Raw genomic sequence first — 17,743 nt, 5'->3', positions numbered from 1 at the left:
ACCAAAACCTGTGGGAGCGGGCTTGCTCCGGGCGGCGTTCCGACGAAGGCGGAGTGACAGGCAACCTGAATGTGACTGACACGCCCTCTTCGCGAGCAAGCCCGCTCCCACAAATGCCCTCATAGCAGCTTGCGGGGGGTTGCGTATCGCCCGAAGCAGTGGCGATATAGGCGCCTAATAAAATTTCAGGGGTTGTTGTATGCCGCTCGCCACGTTGATTCATCGCGCCAGTTTGCCCAGCCCGCAGGTGTCTGCGGAGCAAGCGCTAGAGCTCCTGGAAGAACATTACGGGTTCAGCGGCAGACTTCAGGCCCTGGGCAGCCAGCAAGACCTGAACTACCGCGTCGACAGCGAGCGGGGACGTTTCGTCCTGAAAATCTGCCGTGGCGACTACTCGGTCGTTGAGCTTCAGGCACAGCATGCCGGGCTCAAGCATTTGGGCGCGCACCCCGATGTCCATGTGCCGCGTGTTATCGCGGCGAAAAACGGTGCAGACCTGCTGTCTCTGGACGTGGGTGGCCAGGCCGTGCACGTTCGTCTGCTCGACTACATCGAAGGCCAGCCGCTGACGAGCCTCGGTCATTTCAACCCGACGGTGGTGTCCGGTTTCGGTCGCCTGTGCGGTGAAATGGACCTGGCCCTGGCGGATTTCGACCATCCGGGCCTGGTGCGAACCCTGCAATGGGACGCCCGCCATGCTCACGCCCTGATCGCGCACTTGCTGCCGGTGATCAAGGATGAAGCCCAGCGCAAACTGATCGTCGAAGCGTCTGCACAAGCCGAGCGGCATTTGCAGCCGCTGGAAGCCAGGCTGCCGGTGCAGGCCATTCACATGGACATCACCGACGACAACGTGGTGTGGCAGCGCGATGCGCAACGCCATTGGCAACTGCAAGGCGTGATCGATTTTGGTGACCTGGTGCGTACCTGGCGCATTACCGATCTGTCGGTCACCTGCGCCGCGCTGCTGCATCATGGCGAGGGCGATCCGTTCTGCATTTTGCCGGCAATCCAGGCGTACCACGCGGTCAACCCCTTGCAACACGAAGAGCTGCTGGCGCTGTGGCCGCTGATCGTCGCCCGTGCGGCGGTGCTGGTGCTCAGTGGCGAACAGCAGGTCAGCATCGATCCGGGCAATGCCTACAGTCGCGATAACCTGGTCCATGAATGGGAAATCTTCCGGGTGGCCGCGTCGGTGCCGTTGGCATTGATGGAAGCGGCGATCCTCACTGCCGTCGGCCAGAACCTGCCCACCATCGGCAGTGAAGGCTTTGCACCGCTGTTGCCAAGTCTGGTGGGGCGAGAGTTCGCCTTGATCGATCTGGGGGTGCTCAGCCCGCATTTCGAGGCCGGGAACTGGGAGCAGGAGGGTGTCGATCAGCGCCTGCTGGATGAAGCGGCCGTGGCTCATGGTCTGGCGGCCAGTCGCTATGGACAGTACCGCCTGTCCCACACCCGCCCGGACAGCGCCACCGAACCGGACACTTGCCCCTTGCACGTTGAACTGCGTGTACCTCAGGGCACGACGGTCGAAGCACCGTTTGCCGGTGTGGTGCACCACCCGTCGACGGGCGTGCTGCAACTGGACGGCCCGCAATTGAGTGTGCGGCTTTGGGGTGTCACGCCGTCGCTGCACAGTGGCGCGGCACTGGTCAAAGGCCAGGTACTGGGTTCGGTCAGCGGGCCGTTGATCGTGCAGTTGAGCCGTGGCGCGTCGATCGATGCGCCGTTGTTTTGCACGCCATCGCGCGCCGCTGCCTGGCAGGCACTGTGCCCATCACCCGCGGCACTGCTGGGGCTGGCCTGTGATGCCGAAGCAGAACTCGACGGCGCGACCTTGCTGGCCCGGCGTGACGCCAGTTTCGCCCGTACGCAAAAACATTATTACGTCGACCCGCCGCGCATCGAGCGTGGCTGGCGCAACCATTTGATCGACATGCAGGGGCGTTCCTACCTCGACATGCTCAACAACGTCGCGGTACTGGGCCACGGTCATCCGCGCATGGCGGCGGTCGCCAGCCGCCAGTGGTCGTTGCTCAACACCAACTCGCGTTTCAACTACGCGGCCGTGGCCGAGTTCTCCGAACGCTTGCTGAAACTGTCCCCTGACGGCATGGACCGCGTGTTCCTGGTCAACAGCGGCAGCGAGGCCAACGACCTGGCGATTCGCCTGGCGTGGGCCTACAGCGGCGGCCGCGACATGCTCAGCGTGCTGGAGGCCTATCACGGCTGGACGGTGGGCGCGGACTCGGTGTCGACCTCGATTGCCGACAACCCCAAAGCCTTGAGCAGCCGCCCGGACTGGGTACATCCGGTGACCGCGCCAAACACTTATCGCGGTGAGTTCCGCGGCCCCGACAGTGCGCCGGATTACGTGCGCAGCGTCGAGCACAACCTGGCGAAAATCGCCGAACAGAAACGCCAATTGGCCGGCTTCATCTGCGAACCGGTGTACGGCAATGCCGGCGGTATCTCGCTGCCACCAGGCTATTTGAAGCAAGTCTATGGCATGGTCCGGGCCCAAGGCGGCGTGTGCATCGCCGACGAAGTGCAGGTCGGCTACGGACGCATGGGCGATTTCTTCTGGGGCTTCGAAGAGCAAGGTGTGGTGCCGGACATCATCACCATGGCCAAAGGCATGGGCAACGGCCAGCCACTGGGCGCGGTCATCACCCGCCGGGAAATCGCCGAGGCGCTGGAGGCCGAGGGTTATTTCTTCTCCTCCGCCGGTGGCAGCCCGGTCAGTTGTCAGGTCGGCATGGCCGTGCTGGACGTGATGGAAGAGGAAAAGCTCTGGGAGAACGCTCAGGTCGTTGGCGGTCACTTCAAGCAGCGCCTCGAAGCGTTGATCGATATTCATCCGTTAGTGGGCGCGGTGCACGGTTCCGGTTTCTACCTGGGCGTCGAGTTGATCCGCAACCGCGAAACCCTGGAGCCGGCCACCGAGGAAACCACCGCGCTGTGTGATCGTTTGCGTGAGCTGGGGATCTTCATGCAACCGACCGGCGATTACCTGAACATCCTCAAGATCAAGCCGCCGATGGTCACTTCGCGCCAGAGCGTGGATTTCTTCGTGGACATGCTGTCGAAGGTGCTGGCGGAAGGCCTGTAAACACATTCCCCCTGTAAATGCGGGCCAATGTGGGAGCGGGCTTGCTCGCGAAAGCGGCATTCCAGGCTCAATATTTGCGTCGGATGTACCGGCCTCTTCGCGAGCAAGCCCGCTCCCACAGGAAGGGTGGTGTTAATTCGATTGATATCGGCTTTTTGTCGATTATTTTTGTAGCTACGGATTGACGGTGCTTTAAAAGCCGATATTTATCGGATATAAAGTGACCAGTCCACGGCGTGTACCCATGCGCTTTCTTTTCTGTCAGGCATCAACGCCACTCCGGAGTCCTGAGTCATGACCACGTTGAACAGCACCCCTCGCGCCGACGGCTTCTACATGCCAGCCGAATGGGCCCCCCAAACCCAGACCTGGATGATCTGGCCTGAGCGCCCGGACAACTGGCGCCTGGGTGGCAAACCGGCACAGGCCGCCCACGTGGCCGTGGCCAAGGCCATCGCCCGTTTCGAGCCGGTCACCGTGGCGGTTTCAGCCGGCCAGTACGAAAACGCCCGTGCCCGTCTGGACGTGCCGAATATTCGCGTAGTGGAAATGTCCAGTGACGACGCCTGGGTTCGCGACTCCGGCCCGACTTTCGTCATCAATAACAGTGGCGAAGTCCGTGGCGTGAACTGGGACTTCAATGCCTGGGGCGGTTTTGACGGCGGCCTGTATTCGCCGTGGAACCGTGACTCGCAGGTCGGCGGCAAGATCCTCGAGATCGAACGCAGCCCGCGTTACCGCACCGAAGGCTTCGTACTTGAAGGCGGTTCGATTCACGTCGACGGTGAAGGCACGCTGATCACCACTGAAGAGTGCTTGCTCAACCGCAATCGCAACCCGCACATGAACCGTGAAGAAATCGAAGCGGTCCTGAGTGCGAACCTGGCTGTGGATAAAATCATCTGGCTGCCGGATGGCTTGTTCAACGACGAAACCGACGGCCATGTGGATAACTTCTGCTGCTACGTGCGGCCGGGTGAAGTGCTGCTGGCCTGGACCGATGATCCGCAGGACCCGAACTACCCGCGCTGCCAGGCGGCGATGAACGTGCTGCAAGGCAGCACCGACGCGAAGGGTCGCCCGTTCACGGTGCACAAAATGCCGATCCCGGGCCCGCTGTTTGCGACCGAGGAAGAATGTGCCGGCGTCGATCCGGTAGATGGTACTCAGGAACGTAACCCGACTGTGCGTCTGGCCGGTTCCTACGTGAACTTCCTGATCGTCAACGGCGGCATCATCGCGCCATGCTTTGACGACCCGCAGGATGGCCCGGCAAAGGAAATCCTGCAGAACCTGTTCCCACAGCATGAAGTGGTGATGGTGCCTGGTCGCGAACTGTTACTGGGGGGCGGCAATATTCACTGCCTTACCCAGCAGCAACCCGCGCCGCACAAGGAGTGAGTGAGGTTGTAACATCTTGAGTTGATTGCGAAATTTCTCAAACTGTAAATCAGCCTCCCGCCATGCGCAGAGCCCGCAGCCCTTCAGGGTTGCGGGCTTTTTTGTATCCGCGAGGCCACACTTCAGACACCTTGGCACAGCTCTTGTATCTCTGTTGTGGTAACTCGGGGAGGGGGAGGACTTCGATGTTCTGTCATAAACCTTGGATAAGTTAGCCGCTCACAAACCGGGAGAGAGCGCTGAAATGAACGCCGAAGTGAACGTAGTGAGCGACAAGGCGTTGCATCCCCTGGCCGTAAACAGCGAATCGCTCCAGATTCTGGCGCACTGGTTCAAGTCCAATGGAATGCGTCAGATCAGTGAAACTGATCCGCGCCGGACAATGATCGAGCGTTACCCTGCTGGTTTGTTCAGCGAAGCGGAACTGGATGCGTTGTGGGATGTAATGGAAGGATAAGAAGAACAACAACGGATTGATCAAGAAAAAGCGCTGCCGGGATGGCAGCGCTTTTTTTTTCAACACACTGAACACTGTGGGAGCGGGCTTGCTCGCGAAAGCGGTGTGTCTGCAACGTTGCCATCGGCTGACACGACGCCTTCGCGGGCAAGCCCGCTCCCACAGGTTTTGTGGTGTCTAGAAGCTGTAGGTGCCCGTCACCACCAGGCTACGCGGTGCCCCCGGCTGGATCTGGAATGCACTGGTCGCCGACGAGTAATACGTCTTGTCGCTGATGTTGTTCAACGCCGCGCGCAAATCCCAATCCTTCTGACGGAAGCCCGCCAAGGCGTCCCAGCGGCCATAACCCGGCAACACGACGGTGTTGAGGTTGTCGGCATAGCGGTCGCCCACCAGGGTCAAACCGGTTTCGGCATACCAGCCCATTTCCGGTTTCCAGGTCAGAAACAGGCTGCCGTTGTGCTTGGCCACGTTGTTGATGCGCTTGCCTTCCAGGCCGTTGTTGTCCTTTTCGATGGTTGCGTCCTGCAGACCCACGCCACCGCGAACGTACCAGTTGCCGGTAATTCTGCCGGCAGCGGTCAGCTCGATACCACGTGAACGTTGCAGCCCTGAGAGCAGGGTAATGGTCGGGTTGTTCGGATCGCTGGTGCGGCGGTTGTAGAGCTCCAGCTCGTAGATGGCCAGCGTGGTGCTCAGGCGATCATCGAGCCAGTCACTCTTGACCCCGATTTCCTTCTGCCTGGTCAGCTCGGGGCTCAGGTCATTGCTGTTACCGGCCGCACCCGGGGTGATGCCGATCAAGCCACCACCGACCGGCGAGAACGTCTTGCTCCAGGACGCGTAGAAGGAGTGATTTTGCAGCGGCGTCCAGACCACGCCAACGCGAGGGCTGGTGCTATGGCTGTCACGGTCTTCGGAAATGTTGCGCACCTTGTTGGTCGACTCGATATCGAACGTGTCGTAACGCAGGCCGGCGAGCAACTGCCATTGATCGTTCAGGCGCAGTTGATCCTGCACATACACCGCCCGGCTCTCGACCTCGGTATGGGTGTTGCTCGACACCACCATGCGCCCGGTATGACGCAAATTGCGGTCGGGGGCGTACAGGTCCAGCGCCGGCACCGGGGAGCTGCCCGGCCCGGAAGTGGCGGCGGTGTACAGCAGCGGATCGCGGCGCTGACTGCCGATCTCGATGCCGGTGAGCAGGCGGTGCTCCAGGCCGAACGTATCGAAGCCACCTTCCAGCTCGACGTTGTTGTAGAGGTTGCGGGTATTCAGGTCCTGCTGCCAGTGCTGGCGCGTGACCTTGTTGCTGGCCGGGACATAGCCGCTCAAGTAAGTATTGTCGAAATCGCTGTCGAGCTTGAACACACCCAGGGTCTGGCGCAGCTGCCAGTTGTCGCTCAGTTCATACGTGAGTTTCGAGCGCAGGGATTGCGCCTTGTCGTCGATGAAATCGTTTTCACTGCCGTAGGTGGTATCGCGTCCTACGTCGGCCGGGCGCCCATTTACGCCGGGGACGCCACGATCCGGCGTGCGGTTGTAGCGACTGTATTCGTACTGCACCAACCAATTCAGGTCGGGTGTCAGCTGCCAGCTCATCGAGGGTGCGAATAGCTGGCGATTGCCACTCACGCCATCGCGAAAGCTGTTCTCGTCCATGTTGCCCATGTTCAGGCGCAGGCTGATGTTTTCGGAAGGATCGGTGCTGAGGTCGGCATACAGGCTGCGCAAGTCCTCGCTACCGCCCTGGGCTTCAAGGGTCGAGCGGCGACCGAACTCGGGCAGTTTGCTCACCCGGTTGACGATCCCGCCCTGGCTGCCACGGCCATACAACACGGCGGCAGGGCCTTTTAACACGTCGATGCGTTCGATGTTGTGCAAGTCGCGCACGTACTGGCTGTCGTCGCGGATGCCATCGAGATAGAAATCGTTGCTGGCGTCGAAACCGCGGATGCGCAGGCTGTCGAAGCGTGTGTCGGCACCGCTGCTGACGTTGGGGATGCCACTGAGCGCCGTGCCCAGATCGTTGGTGCCGTAATCCATCACGTTCGAGGTTTTGATCGAGTCGATGGCTTGTGGCACGTAGCGCACCGGCGTGGCGGTCCGGGTCGCCGTGTTGGTTTGTGTCACGCGCGGGTCGTCGGCTTCAGCTTCGGCGCTGATCGATGTGGCAGGCAAGGTGGTCGGTGCAGCGAAGGAAAAACCGGCAGACAACAAGGCAGAGAGCCCAAGGCTGTAGGGCGCAAAGCGAAAAGGGGCAGGCATTGAAGAACGCATCCGTAGGATTTTTAGGTTGAAGCATCTGAAGGGCGCGAATAGTAATGCTTGTCATTTGCTGTCGTTAGTGGTTATTGAGAACTTGTCTCATTTGATTGTTTCGAATTATTTCTGAGTCGATACAAAGGGTTTACGCAGTCATTCGACCGATTCAAGCAACAGACTGAAAGCGGATCCGGCGTTTTTCCGGGGTTGCTACGGCACTAATCTGCCGACATCGAATTTTCCTGAATTTCTGTCGGAGCTTTCCCATGATCCTGCACTACATCTATGACCCGTTGTGCGGTTGGTGCTACGGCGCCAAACCGCTGGTGCAAGCCGCCCAGGCTGTGCTGCCCGTGCTTGCCCACGGTGGCGGCATGATGACGGGGACCAATCGGCAAAGGGTTTCGCCACAACTGCGCAGTTACGTCATGCCCCATGACCGGCGCATTGCCGAATACAGCGGGCAGCCGTTCGGTGAAGCTTATTTCGAAGGTTTGCTGCGAGATCACAGTGCCGTGTTCGACTCGGCTCCACCCATCGCTGCGGTGCTGGCTGCCGAGCAAATGGCAGGTCGCGGGCTGGAGTTGCTGGGGCGTTTGCAAAGCGCTCACTACGTGCAAGGGCGCCGCATCGCCGACGAGTCGGTACTGCTTGAACTGGCCAACGGTATGGGGCTGGAGCCTCAAGCCTTCGAAAGAGCCTTCGGGGCAGCCGACACCGAGGGCCATATCAAGGACAGCCGGGCTTTGCTGGCCAAGGTGGGCGGGCAGGGTTTTCCGACCCTGGTACTTGAACACAATGGCCAATTCACCCTGATCGATATCGGGCCATGGCTGGGCAAACCTCAGGCATTTGCGCAATGGCTGAGTCAGTCGCTGCCGGAGCAGCACTCATCCAATACCATAGCAGCCTGTGCTCTCGAAGGCTGCGCGGATTGAATATTTCTGCCGCGTAAAGCAGTTTCTTAGACGTTTTTCGCCTATTTCTAGAAGATTCATGAAATTGACACCTCGTTAAGGGCGCAGCTACGATTCGGCCCAACGCCTGTGGCCGACCGCCACGACTCAAAAACAATAAAAGGCCCGCCGCGAGAAATCGTGGGCGGGCCTTTTTGTTTTCGCCTTGAAATAAGAGCGCAATAGCGCCGTTTCGGCCATTCGACACAGCGCGTATCAACCGTATCAAGGAAAAAAACAAAATGTTGAACAAGAGAATCAGCCTGATTGCTCTGGGGATGTTGAGCGCTACACAGACCATGGCGAACGACCAGGCCGAATCAAAGGGTTTCGTTGAAGACAGCAGCCTCAAAGTGCTGCTGCGCAACGCCTACATCAACCGTGACTACAAAGACGGCAACCCGGATAAGTCCGAGTGGGGCCAGGCGGCCATCGGCACGTTCTCGTCCGGCTTCACTCAAGGCACCGTGGGTGTGGGCGTCGACGCTTTTGGCCTGTACGCATTGAACCTGGAGCGCAGCGAAGACCGTAGCGGCGCGCAAGGCATCGATTTCTTCAAAAAGGGCGACAGCGGCCAGCCGGCGGACGACCTGTCCAAGGGCGGCGCAGCGATCAAGTTCCGCCTGTCCAGCACCACCCTGACCTACGGCGACCAGATGCCGGCCCTGCCGGTGCTGAGCTACGACAACTCGCGCCTGCTGCCGGAAAGCTATACCGGCACCCTGATCACCTCCAGGGAGATCAATGGCCTGCAACTGGACGCCGGGCGCTTCACCGCCGAATCGCGTAAAAGCGCTGAAGGCCGTGACAGTGGTGGCTTGAAGTCGATCAACGTATTGGGCGGTAGCTACCAGTTCACCGAACAATTCAAGGCCGCGCTGTACGCTTCCGACGTCGAAGACGTGCTGAAGAAGCAATACGTGAACGCCAACTACGTGTTCCCGATCGACAAGGATCAGTCCCTGACCCTGGACTTCAACGGCTACCGCACCAAGCTGGACGAATCCTACGTCCGCGAAAACGGTATCACCGGCGACGACAACAAAATCTGGAGCCTGGCGGCCACCTTCATCACCGGCCCGCACTCGTTCACCCTCGCGCACCAGCGCAGCACTGGCGACAGCAACCTGGGCTACGCCTACGGCGGCTACCAGAAAGACCAGGGTCGCATCGGCGACGGTGGCAACACCATCTACCTGGCGAACTCCTACTGGTCCGACTTCAACGCCGAAGACGAACGAAGCTGGCAACTGGGCTACGGCCTGGACTTCAGTACCTTCGGTGTACCGGGCCTGAGCTACAACTTCGCCTACGTACGCGGTGACAACATCACCACCTCCACCAGCGAAGGCGGCACCGAGCGCGAGATTTTCAACCAGATCAAATACGTCGTCCAAAGCGGCCCGGCCAAAGACCTCAGCGTGAAACTGCGCAGCTCGGTGCTGCGCGTGTCGCAGAAGTCGAGTGAGTACAACGTCAGCGGCAATGAAGTGCGTGTGTTTGTGGATTACCCGATCAACATCTTCTGATGATGGGGTGTGGTATCGAGGCCTGATCAGAGGCTGAGAAAGAAAAAGCCCCGACTGGTTCGGGGCTTTTTTTTAATAAAAACGCTGAAATGGAAGACTAATTGCCCTTAACTATCCTGACACCTAGAATTCATGCTATACGCCATTGACGCATAGCAGGGACTGCATGGTCTTCATCGAGACGCCGATTTTTACCGCTGACCTTCCAGGTCATCTGGGCGATCACGAATATGGAGAATTTCAGCAGTATCTCGCCGAGCATCCCGAGGCAGGCGCTTTGATCGAGGGCACTGGCGGGCTTAGAAAAATTCGCTGGGCCGCGCATGGCAGGGGCAAGAGCGGTGGCGTAAGGGTGATCTACTATCACGTAACCTCTGCTTTTCAGATACGTTTGCTACTGATTTACCGGAAAGGGATTCAAGACACCCTTTCGGATAGAGAAAAAGCAGTTCTTTGTGCCATCAATAAAGGATGGAAATAATGGAAAAAAATCTCTTCGATCGTCTTGTTGAAAGCATGACGCAGATGGATGAGATCGACCGAGGTGAGCGAGAGCCATCACGCGAATTCCATGTCGATGCTGCACAGGTTAAAAAAATTCGCCTCGCCACGGGACTTTCCCAGGCAGCGTTTGCCAAGAGAATTGATGTTCCCGTGGGAACGTTACGCAATTGGGAGCAAGGACGTCGTGATCCTGAGGGGCCTGCCCGTGCGTTGTTGCGAGCGATTCATAATGACCCGGAGCATGTACTTGCAGCGTTGGGTTACTGATCAGTCAATCTCAGTTTAATGATTGCGGCGTTTCCAGCCCCCGTCACAAAAAACGCAGCCTCCCAAGGCTGCGTTTTTTGTTGGACGCGGGTCGCATTGACCCGGATGAGCCTTGCAGTCTTGTATTTTCGGTATGCCAAACTCATTACACCACGTAACGAATGAAGTTCCCGTCCCCACCTTTATCCCCTCCCGCCAACCCCATACATTCATCTCCAACGCCTCTCCCATCATCCCGACGGGAAGGTCACTGGAGTTGCCCTCATGCCTTTCGTAACCGTACGCATCACTCGCGATGGCGTTACCACTGAGCAGAAAGCTCAGGTGATCGCCGAAATCACTGAAACACTGGAACGCGTCCTCAACAAGCGCCCTGACCTGACCCACATCGTGATCGAGGAAGTCGACACCGATAACTGGGGTTACGCCGGAATCACCACCACCCAGTACCGCAAGCAACTGGCTGAGGCGGAGGGGCAGTCATGACGTCCTCCGTCACCATCGATTTCATCTCCGATGTGGTGTGCCCTTGGTGCGCGCTGGGGGCGACGGCGCTGGAGCAGGCGATCGAGAACGTGGCCGGGGAAGTCTCGGTCGAGCTGATCTACAAGCCGTTCGAATTGAACCCGAACATGCCGGCCGAAGGTGAGCCAGCGGTCGAGCACCTGATGCGCAAGTACGGGAGAACCGCCGACGACGTCGCTGCCGGCAAGGCGATGCAGATCGCTCGCGCCGAGGCCATCGGCTTCAAGTTCGATCTGGAGAAGCGCACGCATTTCTACAACACCTTTGATGCACACCGCTTGTTGCTGTGGGCGTTGCAGGAAGGGCGGCAAGTCGAGCTGAAGAAGGTGCTGCTGCGGGGCTATTTCAGTGAAGGCCAGAACCCGAGCGATCACCAGGCACTGGTGAGTCTGGCGACTGAAGCGGGGCTGGACGGTGCAGCTGCACAAGGGGTGCTGGCGTCCGGTGCGTTCGCCGCTGAGGTGCGGGAGCTTGAAGCGTACTACCAGCAGCGCGGCATCAATTCGGTCCCGGCCATGGTGCTGAACGGTCGCCACTTGGTGTCCGGCTCCCAATCGGTCGAGTACTACGAACAGATGTTGAGAGAAATGGCCAAGGCATCGGCTGAAGCCTGATTACAGATTTTTACCCCCACTTTTAATTGTCAGAGGTCTTCATCATGAGCATTTCGAAAAAAGTCATCGTCATCACCGGCGCATCCCAAGGTCTCGGCGACGGTATGGTCAAAGCCTTTCGTGAACTCGGTTACCGGATCGTCGCCACTTCGCGCTCGATCAAGCCATCCACCGATCCGGACATTCTCACCGTGGCCGGTGACATCGGCGAACCGGAAACCGCCCGGCGTGTCATCCGTGAAGCGATGTCCCGTTTCGGTCGCATCGATACCCTGGTCAACAACGCCGGGATCTTCATCGCCAAGCCGTTCACCGCGTACACCGCAGAAGACTACGCCAATGTGCTGTCGGTGAACGTCAATGGCTTCTTCTACATCACCCAACTCGCCATCGCCGAGATGGAAAAGCAAGGCAGCGGCCACGTCGTCAACATCACCACCAGCCTGGTGGACCACGCCATCGACGGTGTGCCATCGGTCTTGGCTTCGCTGACCAAAGGCGGCCTCAACGCGGCCACCAAATCCCTGGCCATCGAATACGCCAAGCGCGGAATCCGGGTGAACGCGGTCAGCCCGGGCATCATCAAGACGCCGATGCACGGCGCAGAAACCCATGAAGCACTGGGCAATCTGCACCCGGTCGGGCACATGGGCGAGGTCGATGATATTGCGCAGGCGGTTGTGTATCTGGACGGCGCCAAGTTTGTAACTGGCGAAATCCTGCACGTGGATGGTGGTCAGAGCGCGGGTCACTGAAAGCGATTTTTCAAAGCCCGGAAACAACAAAGCCCCTGCATTTCTGCAGGGGCTTTGTTTGGTATGGTGCGGCACCAGGAGTCGAAAAGATCTTTAACTAACTGTAGTAGCGAGTTATTTTCTTGGTAGGAATTCCAGCTATCTCTAAAACTATCCTTTTCAATATTATTGCTGATTCGTTGTAGTATAAAAAAGAATAGTTTCAGGCTTCGCTTTTCAAAGCTTTGAATAGCTTAGCAGTAAAGCATCTATCTGTTTGCGCCTCTCTGATGTCTGCTCTTTAGTTAGCCGTCCTTCGACCTCTGCTGTGGTCAGAGATTGGGTGAGACGTAGAATTCCCTCTAAAGTGCGAGTTTTTCTATACTCTATGAGTCGCTTTCTTCTGATGTTAACCCTACTGCTTCGGTTTAAGTGCATTTTTTTTATCATGTACTCCACCGGCCCAGCTAATGCGGTGATGTGGCCTGTGTCTTCCACCTTTAAGAACTCATCAATATGACGCTCAAATCGATCAATGTAGCCGATTTTTCCTATAAAGGTCAGAGCGCCATCTTCTTTGGAGCAAGGCCAATCCGAAGTCTTTAGTCCATTGCACTTAGGGCATGATAGGTGTAGGTTGTATGGGTGCGTAGATAGTTTTTCAAAGTGTTCTTGAGGACGGAAATGATCTAGATGCATTTCGTCGCCGCCATGCTCGGTTACTGATATGTCACAGTAAACACATCGTTGTTGGCAGTCCTCGGAAATCTTTTCATAATTTGATCTGTAATCGGCATAAAAATCTTTACGATTGCTAAAATAGTCTTCGATCTTACGGCGAGAAAGTTTGGGGAAAAACATAATGTTATTCGCCGCTCAATTGTTTTAATTGTTTTTCAATTTCCGCAAGCAGTTGTTCTTGTTTGCTCAGTTCTTCAGAAGGGACTATTGCCTCTGTAGTCAGTACTTGGCGAACCCGCAAAAAATCTAGTGCGTTGTATTCTTCGATTTCTTCCGGTGAAAGACTATCTTCTATGGATTTTTTAAGTAGCTCATCAAAACGAATATTTCTAGCGGATTTTATTTCATTGAATGAATTAATATGGCGACGCATTAGGATGGAGCATTCTTCTTTGTAAGCAGGCTGCTCAACCCTGCTTTTGTCTATTATATATTCAACCGAGCCAAATGGAGGCTCAATCAGCCCCATTTCGCTGGTTAGAATGTATAAAGGAAGCTTTGCGTCTAACAAGCGTATAGCTGTGACAAGCTGAGAGCCCTTGTAATCGGCGCCAACTTCGACATGTAATTTTTCATCTATAACAATTGAAACTACTCTCTCGAATTTTTCAATTGTAGCTAACATGGCAGAAATGGTGGGAGATGGCTCTATAGCTAGCACGTCATATTCGTCGCCATAAATGTCTTGCAAAGTTCCTCGATACAAGGTCCTTGACATTTTTTCATCGTCAATGAAAAGAATTACTTCCTTGCTTGTCATTTGTTCTTTCCTCTAATGGGGACTTTGATAGTGAACTCGGCCCCTCCTAAGTCACTATGCGCTGTCGCACTAATAGATCCAAGCATATGGTCTTCGACATGAGTCTTGACTATTGCAAGCCCCATGCCGGTCCCGATAACATTACCACGACCATCTCTTTTACCGCTATTCATCGGTATAAAAATCGACTCCTCAGTACCGGCTTCTAAGCCAATTCCTGAGTCCGTGTAAATGACAGTGATTTCTCCATCAGTTTCATATAGGTCTACACGGATAGTTGATTTTTGGCGTTGCTTTTGTGCTTCAATTGCCCAGATTGAGTTAGTCATGAAGTTTATGACTATGCTTTCCCAGTCTATTTCAAACGCAAAAACTTCGTAGGCAGCCCCGTCTGTATGATTAGTTATCTGAGACGAAACTCCCATTTTGTCAAGCGTGACAGAAAAGATCTCAAACACATATTTAAATACGTCTGAGATATTTACCTTTCTTCGAGTGCGTTTGTCAGGCTTAATATTCTCAATGGCAAACCTTGAGAAGTTGTCCACATATTTGGCCCCGTCCTTAGCAATTTGAATGCAATCTATAGGGGGGTCTAGTAGGCCATCAGGATTGTCTAGTTTTTCTAAATATGCCAATGCTCGAGTAGACCCATTTAGAGCAAATCCAGAGTGCTGTCGGACTTCATGCCCGAAGCTAATTGTGAGAATACCAATTGACGCCAAATTTGAAAGCGTATTTTTTTGCTCTTCTAGTTCTTTTTTCTCTGCACGCAATGCATCTAAATATTCTTGTTCGGCCTGACTTTGCTTGTGTCTAAGTGCTTCAAGATGGCTTAGCCGTTGAGCTACGAGCTGAGATGGGGAGAGCGATTTTTTCTTGTGTTTTTTCTTGCGACTTATAGAGGAGACCGTCTTTTTTAGGTCCTCTATTGCATTTTCTACGTCTTCGTTTGATTTGCTTAAAATTCTTGCAAGCTCAGTAGATAGGTCTAGCTTCCCATCGCTGCTAGCATCTTTTTGTACAAGCGTCTCAAAGGTCTCAATAACCTTTAGTAAGAATGTACGTAACTGAAAGAAAGCGCTGTTTTCTACTATGCCTTCTCGGTTTGCTTGGTCGTTGAGAATAGCATTAGTTTCTCGAGAAATAAGTACTGAGCCTACTATCTGGTTTGGGCCTATTTTCCAACCTAGTTGGGAAAGACCCCCTGGACTGGAAACTTTCCTCAAGCCAATGTCAAGCCAGTCACCCTTGCCTGAAGGCTCGCCATAAGGGCGGACTCGAAAGTGATCTCTGTAAAGTCGAACGCCTTGGTTAAGGCGCATAAACTCCCTGAAGTTTCTAACCTTAAGATTGAGCTTGCTAAGGTTTTCAGTATCTTGCGCTAAATAGTAAAACTCGAATTTTACTGGGCCGAAAAGAGGAGCGGAGCCGCTATTTTTTAACCAGGAGCTCCATGCGATCGGTTCCTGTAAGATGTCGAGTTTTTGCTGGTTATTGGTGTAGCACGCTTCTACGTTGCCATTAGAATCGACAGTGGCTTTGACTTTCCAACGGGCTGCGCTAAGAAATTTCTCTGAGTTCAATGACTTATCGACTTGACTCTCACCCTTCCTTATTTTTAGCCTGATAGAGAACTCATTTTCAGCTTGAAATGGAGAGGTTAAAAGCCTCAGTTCATTTTCTAGAATATCTAGGAAGTTTTGGTCCCATTCATCCTTGAGACCAATGAGAACCATCCGTGTCCCACTGCTCTCAGGGTTAGAAAAAACGCTACCATATTTATCCGTGATAGGTAGGTCTACTTCATAAATTGGATGTTTTATTTCAGATAAGGATTTATTGGTTTTCTCAAAGCGTTTCCAGTCAATATTTAGCTGTATAGCTTTGGTCATTTCTTTGGTTTTGCTATAAAGCACTAATTTTTTGCAAAGGCGATCAATGCCGAGACGGCCCAGGCCCTTTGCACCGGTTAATACCCTACATTTCTCGGCAGAGCGCTCTACTACTGACTTATTGTCAGTGCCGATTTTCAACCAATGCCCTAGCAACGTTTCGGGATCCATCCCGCTACCATTGTCATCTATTACTAGGGTTGAAACAGAATTTTCTCTTAAGTGGAAATCTAAGGTCACATGATCGGCATCCGCATCGTAAGAGTTTTTTATAAGCTCTGATAATGCAACTGTCGAACTGGAGATGCTTTCGCGACCAAGCTGCAGAGTAACCCTAGCAGAAAACTCAAACGGCTTTTCATCGACGAGGGTCCTTTTAATCATATTGAGTCACCATAATGGTATGTCCTTGACTACTCCCACCGTCAGATGGCGGCAACGGATTCTATTGTTAATAAAATCATTTGTGCGTTTAGATTTTAAAACTTCTACTAGCCTGTCGCAGTCCTCTAGGCTATTGGATCTAGGTTTTACGACAATAAGATGGTTTTCAACTGCCACGGGAAATGATTCATTTATTATTGCTGCAGATGCCCGGAATTTGTCCGAGGGGCTAGAAGTGCGTCGAATTACTACGAACGGTGGGTCAATCAGCCTTCCTTTAAAGTTTCGCATTTCCGAAAGATTGGTTATTGAACTCCAAAGTGGCGTATTTTTGGAATGCGCGTAAGGCGAAGATGGGCCTTCAAGAGGATCGCGATATGCTACTAATGGCCCAATGCAAACATCGTAATGCTCAGAAATAGAGGAGCTTCTGCATTGTTTTGGAAACCAAATGATAGTTTGGTTCTGGGGGCGTTTAGCGGAGCCGTGTATTAGAAATACATCAATATCAGTTTTCTCATTGAAGCGACCAGCTATCTCAGCGTGGCCGTCAATATTTTTTTCGACAAAATCACGCCAGTTTTGATAGCGACTCCCTGATCGTAAAACGTCAGGTAGTATTGCGCTTATTGCGCAATTAGGCGGAACGCGACGTAGATAGTGATCGAAAACAACGCCGGCCGCATTGACTTTGCCTATCCTCCAATAATTCTCTCGAGGGGAGTCCCAACTCGAAAATGGAGGATTCATTAGCAAATGTGTCGTTCTGCACAAATCCTGAGCAGTGACGGACATGGCATCTTTTACTACGATTTTTGATAGTAAAAATTGTGCCTCATCAATCGTGCAGTCTTTAATGACTCCACGGTTTAATGCTTCGAGGACAAGGCGTAGTTTTGTAGCTCGAATAAAGGATTCGTGAATGTCGAATCCTACGAGAACTCTTCCCCATAGGCGTAGAGTTTCAGATAGGTACTCTTTTACCTCTAGCCTTCGAGAAAATTCAATTAGCAGGTTTCCAGTGCCGCATGTTGGGTCGAGAACTATTGAATCTAATGAAATAGGTGTGTTGAAGGCAGCTACGGCGCAGGTGGAAAGCTCTTGGCCAGTGAAAAAACTCCCAAACTCTCTCATTTCATCGATAGACAGGAAAGTTCTCAGCACGGAGTCAGCTGAGTCAAGGTTGACCAGCTCAGCTAGCGCTTCTCGGTCAATAGTGTCGATTATTGAGTCGAAAAAATTTTCAAGGGCGTGATTGTGAGGATTAAATTTATTCATAGCGCTGCTTTTCTAAATCTCGAATAAAAGCATCCAAAAAGTTTTGCATGTTAGCACATTTTTAAGCGGCCTCCTAGAGTTGGCGTTAATTGCCATCTCGCTAATACGATATTCAATGTTCACAGATTTTTGCTTGAGCCGTGATTGTCAGCAAAGTGGGCCTCATGCGCTTTAAGTTTATTTATATGAGGCGTGAGTATCTTCTCATTGCGCATAGCCTGCCCGAAGATTACGAAGTCGAAACCGGCGTGTCCATGGTCAGTTTGGTCGGTTGCTATTGCTTATGATTAGGCCATCAGCAAACCATTTCTTTTGGAC

General features: G+C 54.1%; 15 protein-coding genes. 10 read left to right on the top strand and 5 right to left on the bottom strand.

The features are described from left to right. Positions 1–199: 199 nt before the first annotated feature. From AC3WN7_RS12870 to AC3WN7_RS12860, 3 genes are all read left to right on the top strand, one after another. On the top strand, positions 200–3,112 hold the full coding sequence (locus AC3WN7_RS12870; RefSeq protein WP_102673939.1) for an aminotransferase: 2,913 nt from the start codon (positions 200–202) through the stop codon (positions 3,110–3,112). Between the two features lie 294 nt (positions 3,113–3,406). Further along, positions 3,407–4,513, top strand: a complete 1,107-nt coding sequence (gene aguA / locus AC3WN7_RS12865) for an agmatine deiminase (RefSeq protein ID WP_095964532.1) — start codon at positions 3,407–3,409, stop codon at positions 4,511–4,513. Between the two features lie 244 nt (positions 4,514–4,757). Further along, the gene (locus AC3WN7_RS12860; RefSeq protein ID WP_007972820.1) at positions 4,758–4,970 is read left to right on the top strand and encodes a hypothetical protein; all 213 of its coding nucleotides are present in this window, start codon (positions 4,758–4,760) and stop codon (positions 4,968–4,970) included. Positions 4,971–5,147: 177 nt separating this feature from the next. Here the strand turns inward: AC3WN7_RS12860 and AC3WN7_RS12855 are convergent, their stop codons facing one another. Further along, entirely contained in the window at positions 5,148–7,241 is a 2,094-nt protein-coding gene (locus AC3WN7_RS12855) for a TonB-dependent receptor (RefSeq protein WP_102673938.1), read from the bottom strand. A gap of 263 nt (positions 7,242–7,504) precedes the next feature. Between AC3WN7_RS12855 and AC3WN7_RS12850 the strand changes: the two genes are divergently transcribed. The 7 genes from AC3WN7_RS12850 to AC3WN7_RS12820 all read left to right on the top strand — a co-directional run bounded on the left by AC3WN7_RS12850 (position 7,505) and on the right by AC3WN7_RS12820 (position 12,388). Next, entirely contained in the window at positions 7,505–8,176 is a 672-nt protein-coding gene (locus AC3WN7_RS12850; RefSeq protein ID WP_102673937.1) for a DsbA family protein, read from the top strand. Positions 8,177–8,436: 260 nt separating this feature from the next. Then, positions 8,437–9,723, top strand: coding sequence for an OprD family porin (locus AC3WN7_RS12845; protein ID WP_102673936.1), 1,287 nt, complete (start codon positions 8,437–8,439; stop codon positions 9,721–9,723). A 166-nt stretch (positions 9,724–9,889) separates the two neighbouring features. Beyond that, a complete protein-coding gene (locus AC3WN7_RS12840) occupies positions 9,890–10,204 on the top strand; it encodes a type II toxin-antitoxin system RelE/ParE family toxin (protein WP_095964536.1) in 315 nt (104 codons plus the stop codon). Beyond that, a complete protein-coding gene (locus AC3WN7_RS12835; RefSeq protein ID WP_095964537.1) occupies positions 10,204–10,494 on the top strand; it encodes a helix-turn-helix domain-containing protein in 291 nt (96 codons plus the stop codon). The genes AC3WN7_RS12840 and AC3WN7_RS12835 overlap by 1 nt, the downstream gene beginning before the upstream one ends. Positions 10,495–10,758: 264 nt before the next feature. Further along, on the top strand, positions 10,759–10,980 hold the full coding sequence (locus tag AC3WN7_RS12830; protein ID WP_008046542.1) for a tautomerase family protein: 222 nt from the start codon (positions 10,759–10,761) through the stop codon (positions 10,978–10,980). Continuing rightward, positions 10,977–11,633, top strand: a complete 657-nt coding sequence (locus AC3WN7_RS12825; RefSeq protein WP_102673935.1) for a DsbA family oxidoreductase — start codon at positions 10,977–10,979, stop codon at positions 11,631–11,633. The genes AC3WN7_RS12830 and AC3WN7_RS12825 overlap by 4 nt, the downstream gene beginning before the upstream one ends. 44 nt (positions 11,634–11,677) lie before the next feature. Continuing rightward, the gene (locus AC3WN7_RS12820; RefSeq protein WP_007972810.1) at positions 11,678–12,388 is read left to right on the top strand and encodes an SDR family NAD(P)-dependent oxidoreductase; all 711 of its coding nucleotides are present in this window, start codon (positions 11,678–11,680) and stop codon (positions 12,386–12,388) included. A 216-nt stretch (positions 12,389–12,604) separates the two neighbouring features. On the opposite strand, the gene AC3WN7_RS12815 is transcribed toward AC3WN7_RS12820, so the two are convergent. The 4 genes from AC3WN7_RS12815 to AC3WN7_RS12800 are packed head-to-tail and all read right to left on the bottom strand — an operon-like array spanning position 12,605 to position 17,425. Next, on the bottom strand, positions 12,605–13,228 hold the full coding sequence (locus tag AC3WN7_RS12815; protein WP_102673934.1) for an HNH endonuclease: 624 nt from the start codon (positions 13,226–13,228) through the stop codon (positions 12,605–12,607). 4 nt (positions 13,229–13,232) lie between these two features. Next, positions 13,233–13,868: a hypothetical protein gene (locus AC3WN7_RS12810; protein WP_102673933.1), complete on the bottom strand. Its 636-nt coding sequence runs from the start codon at positions 13,866–13,868 to the stop codon at positions 13,233–13,235. Further along, positions 13,865–16,147 carry a sensor histidine kinase gene (locus AC3WN7_RS12805; RefSeq protein WP_102673932.1) on the bottom strand — a complete coding sequence of 761 codons (2,283 nt, stop codon included), beginning with the start codon at positions 16,145–16,147 and terminating at the stop codon, positions 13,865–13,867. Before AC3WN7_RS12805 ends, AC3WN7_RS12810 begins: the two co-directional genes overlap by 4 nt. A gap of 6 nt (positions 16,148–16,153) precedes the next feature. Continuing rightward, positions 16,154–17,425: an N-6 DNA methylase gene (locus AC3WN7_RS12800; protein WP_102673931.1), complete on the bottom strand. Its 1,272-nt coding sequence runs from the start codon at positions 17,423–17,425 to the stop codon at positions 16,154–16,156. Positions 17,426–17,743: the final 318 nt, after the last annotated feature.

It is taken from the genome of Pseudomonas sp. FW305-70 (assembly GCF_058783925.1).
The sequence above is the reverse complement of the archived record's forward strand: the minus strand, read 5'-3'. Positions and strand labels throughout refer to the sequence as shown.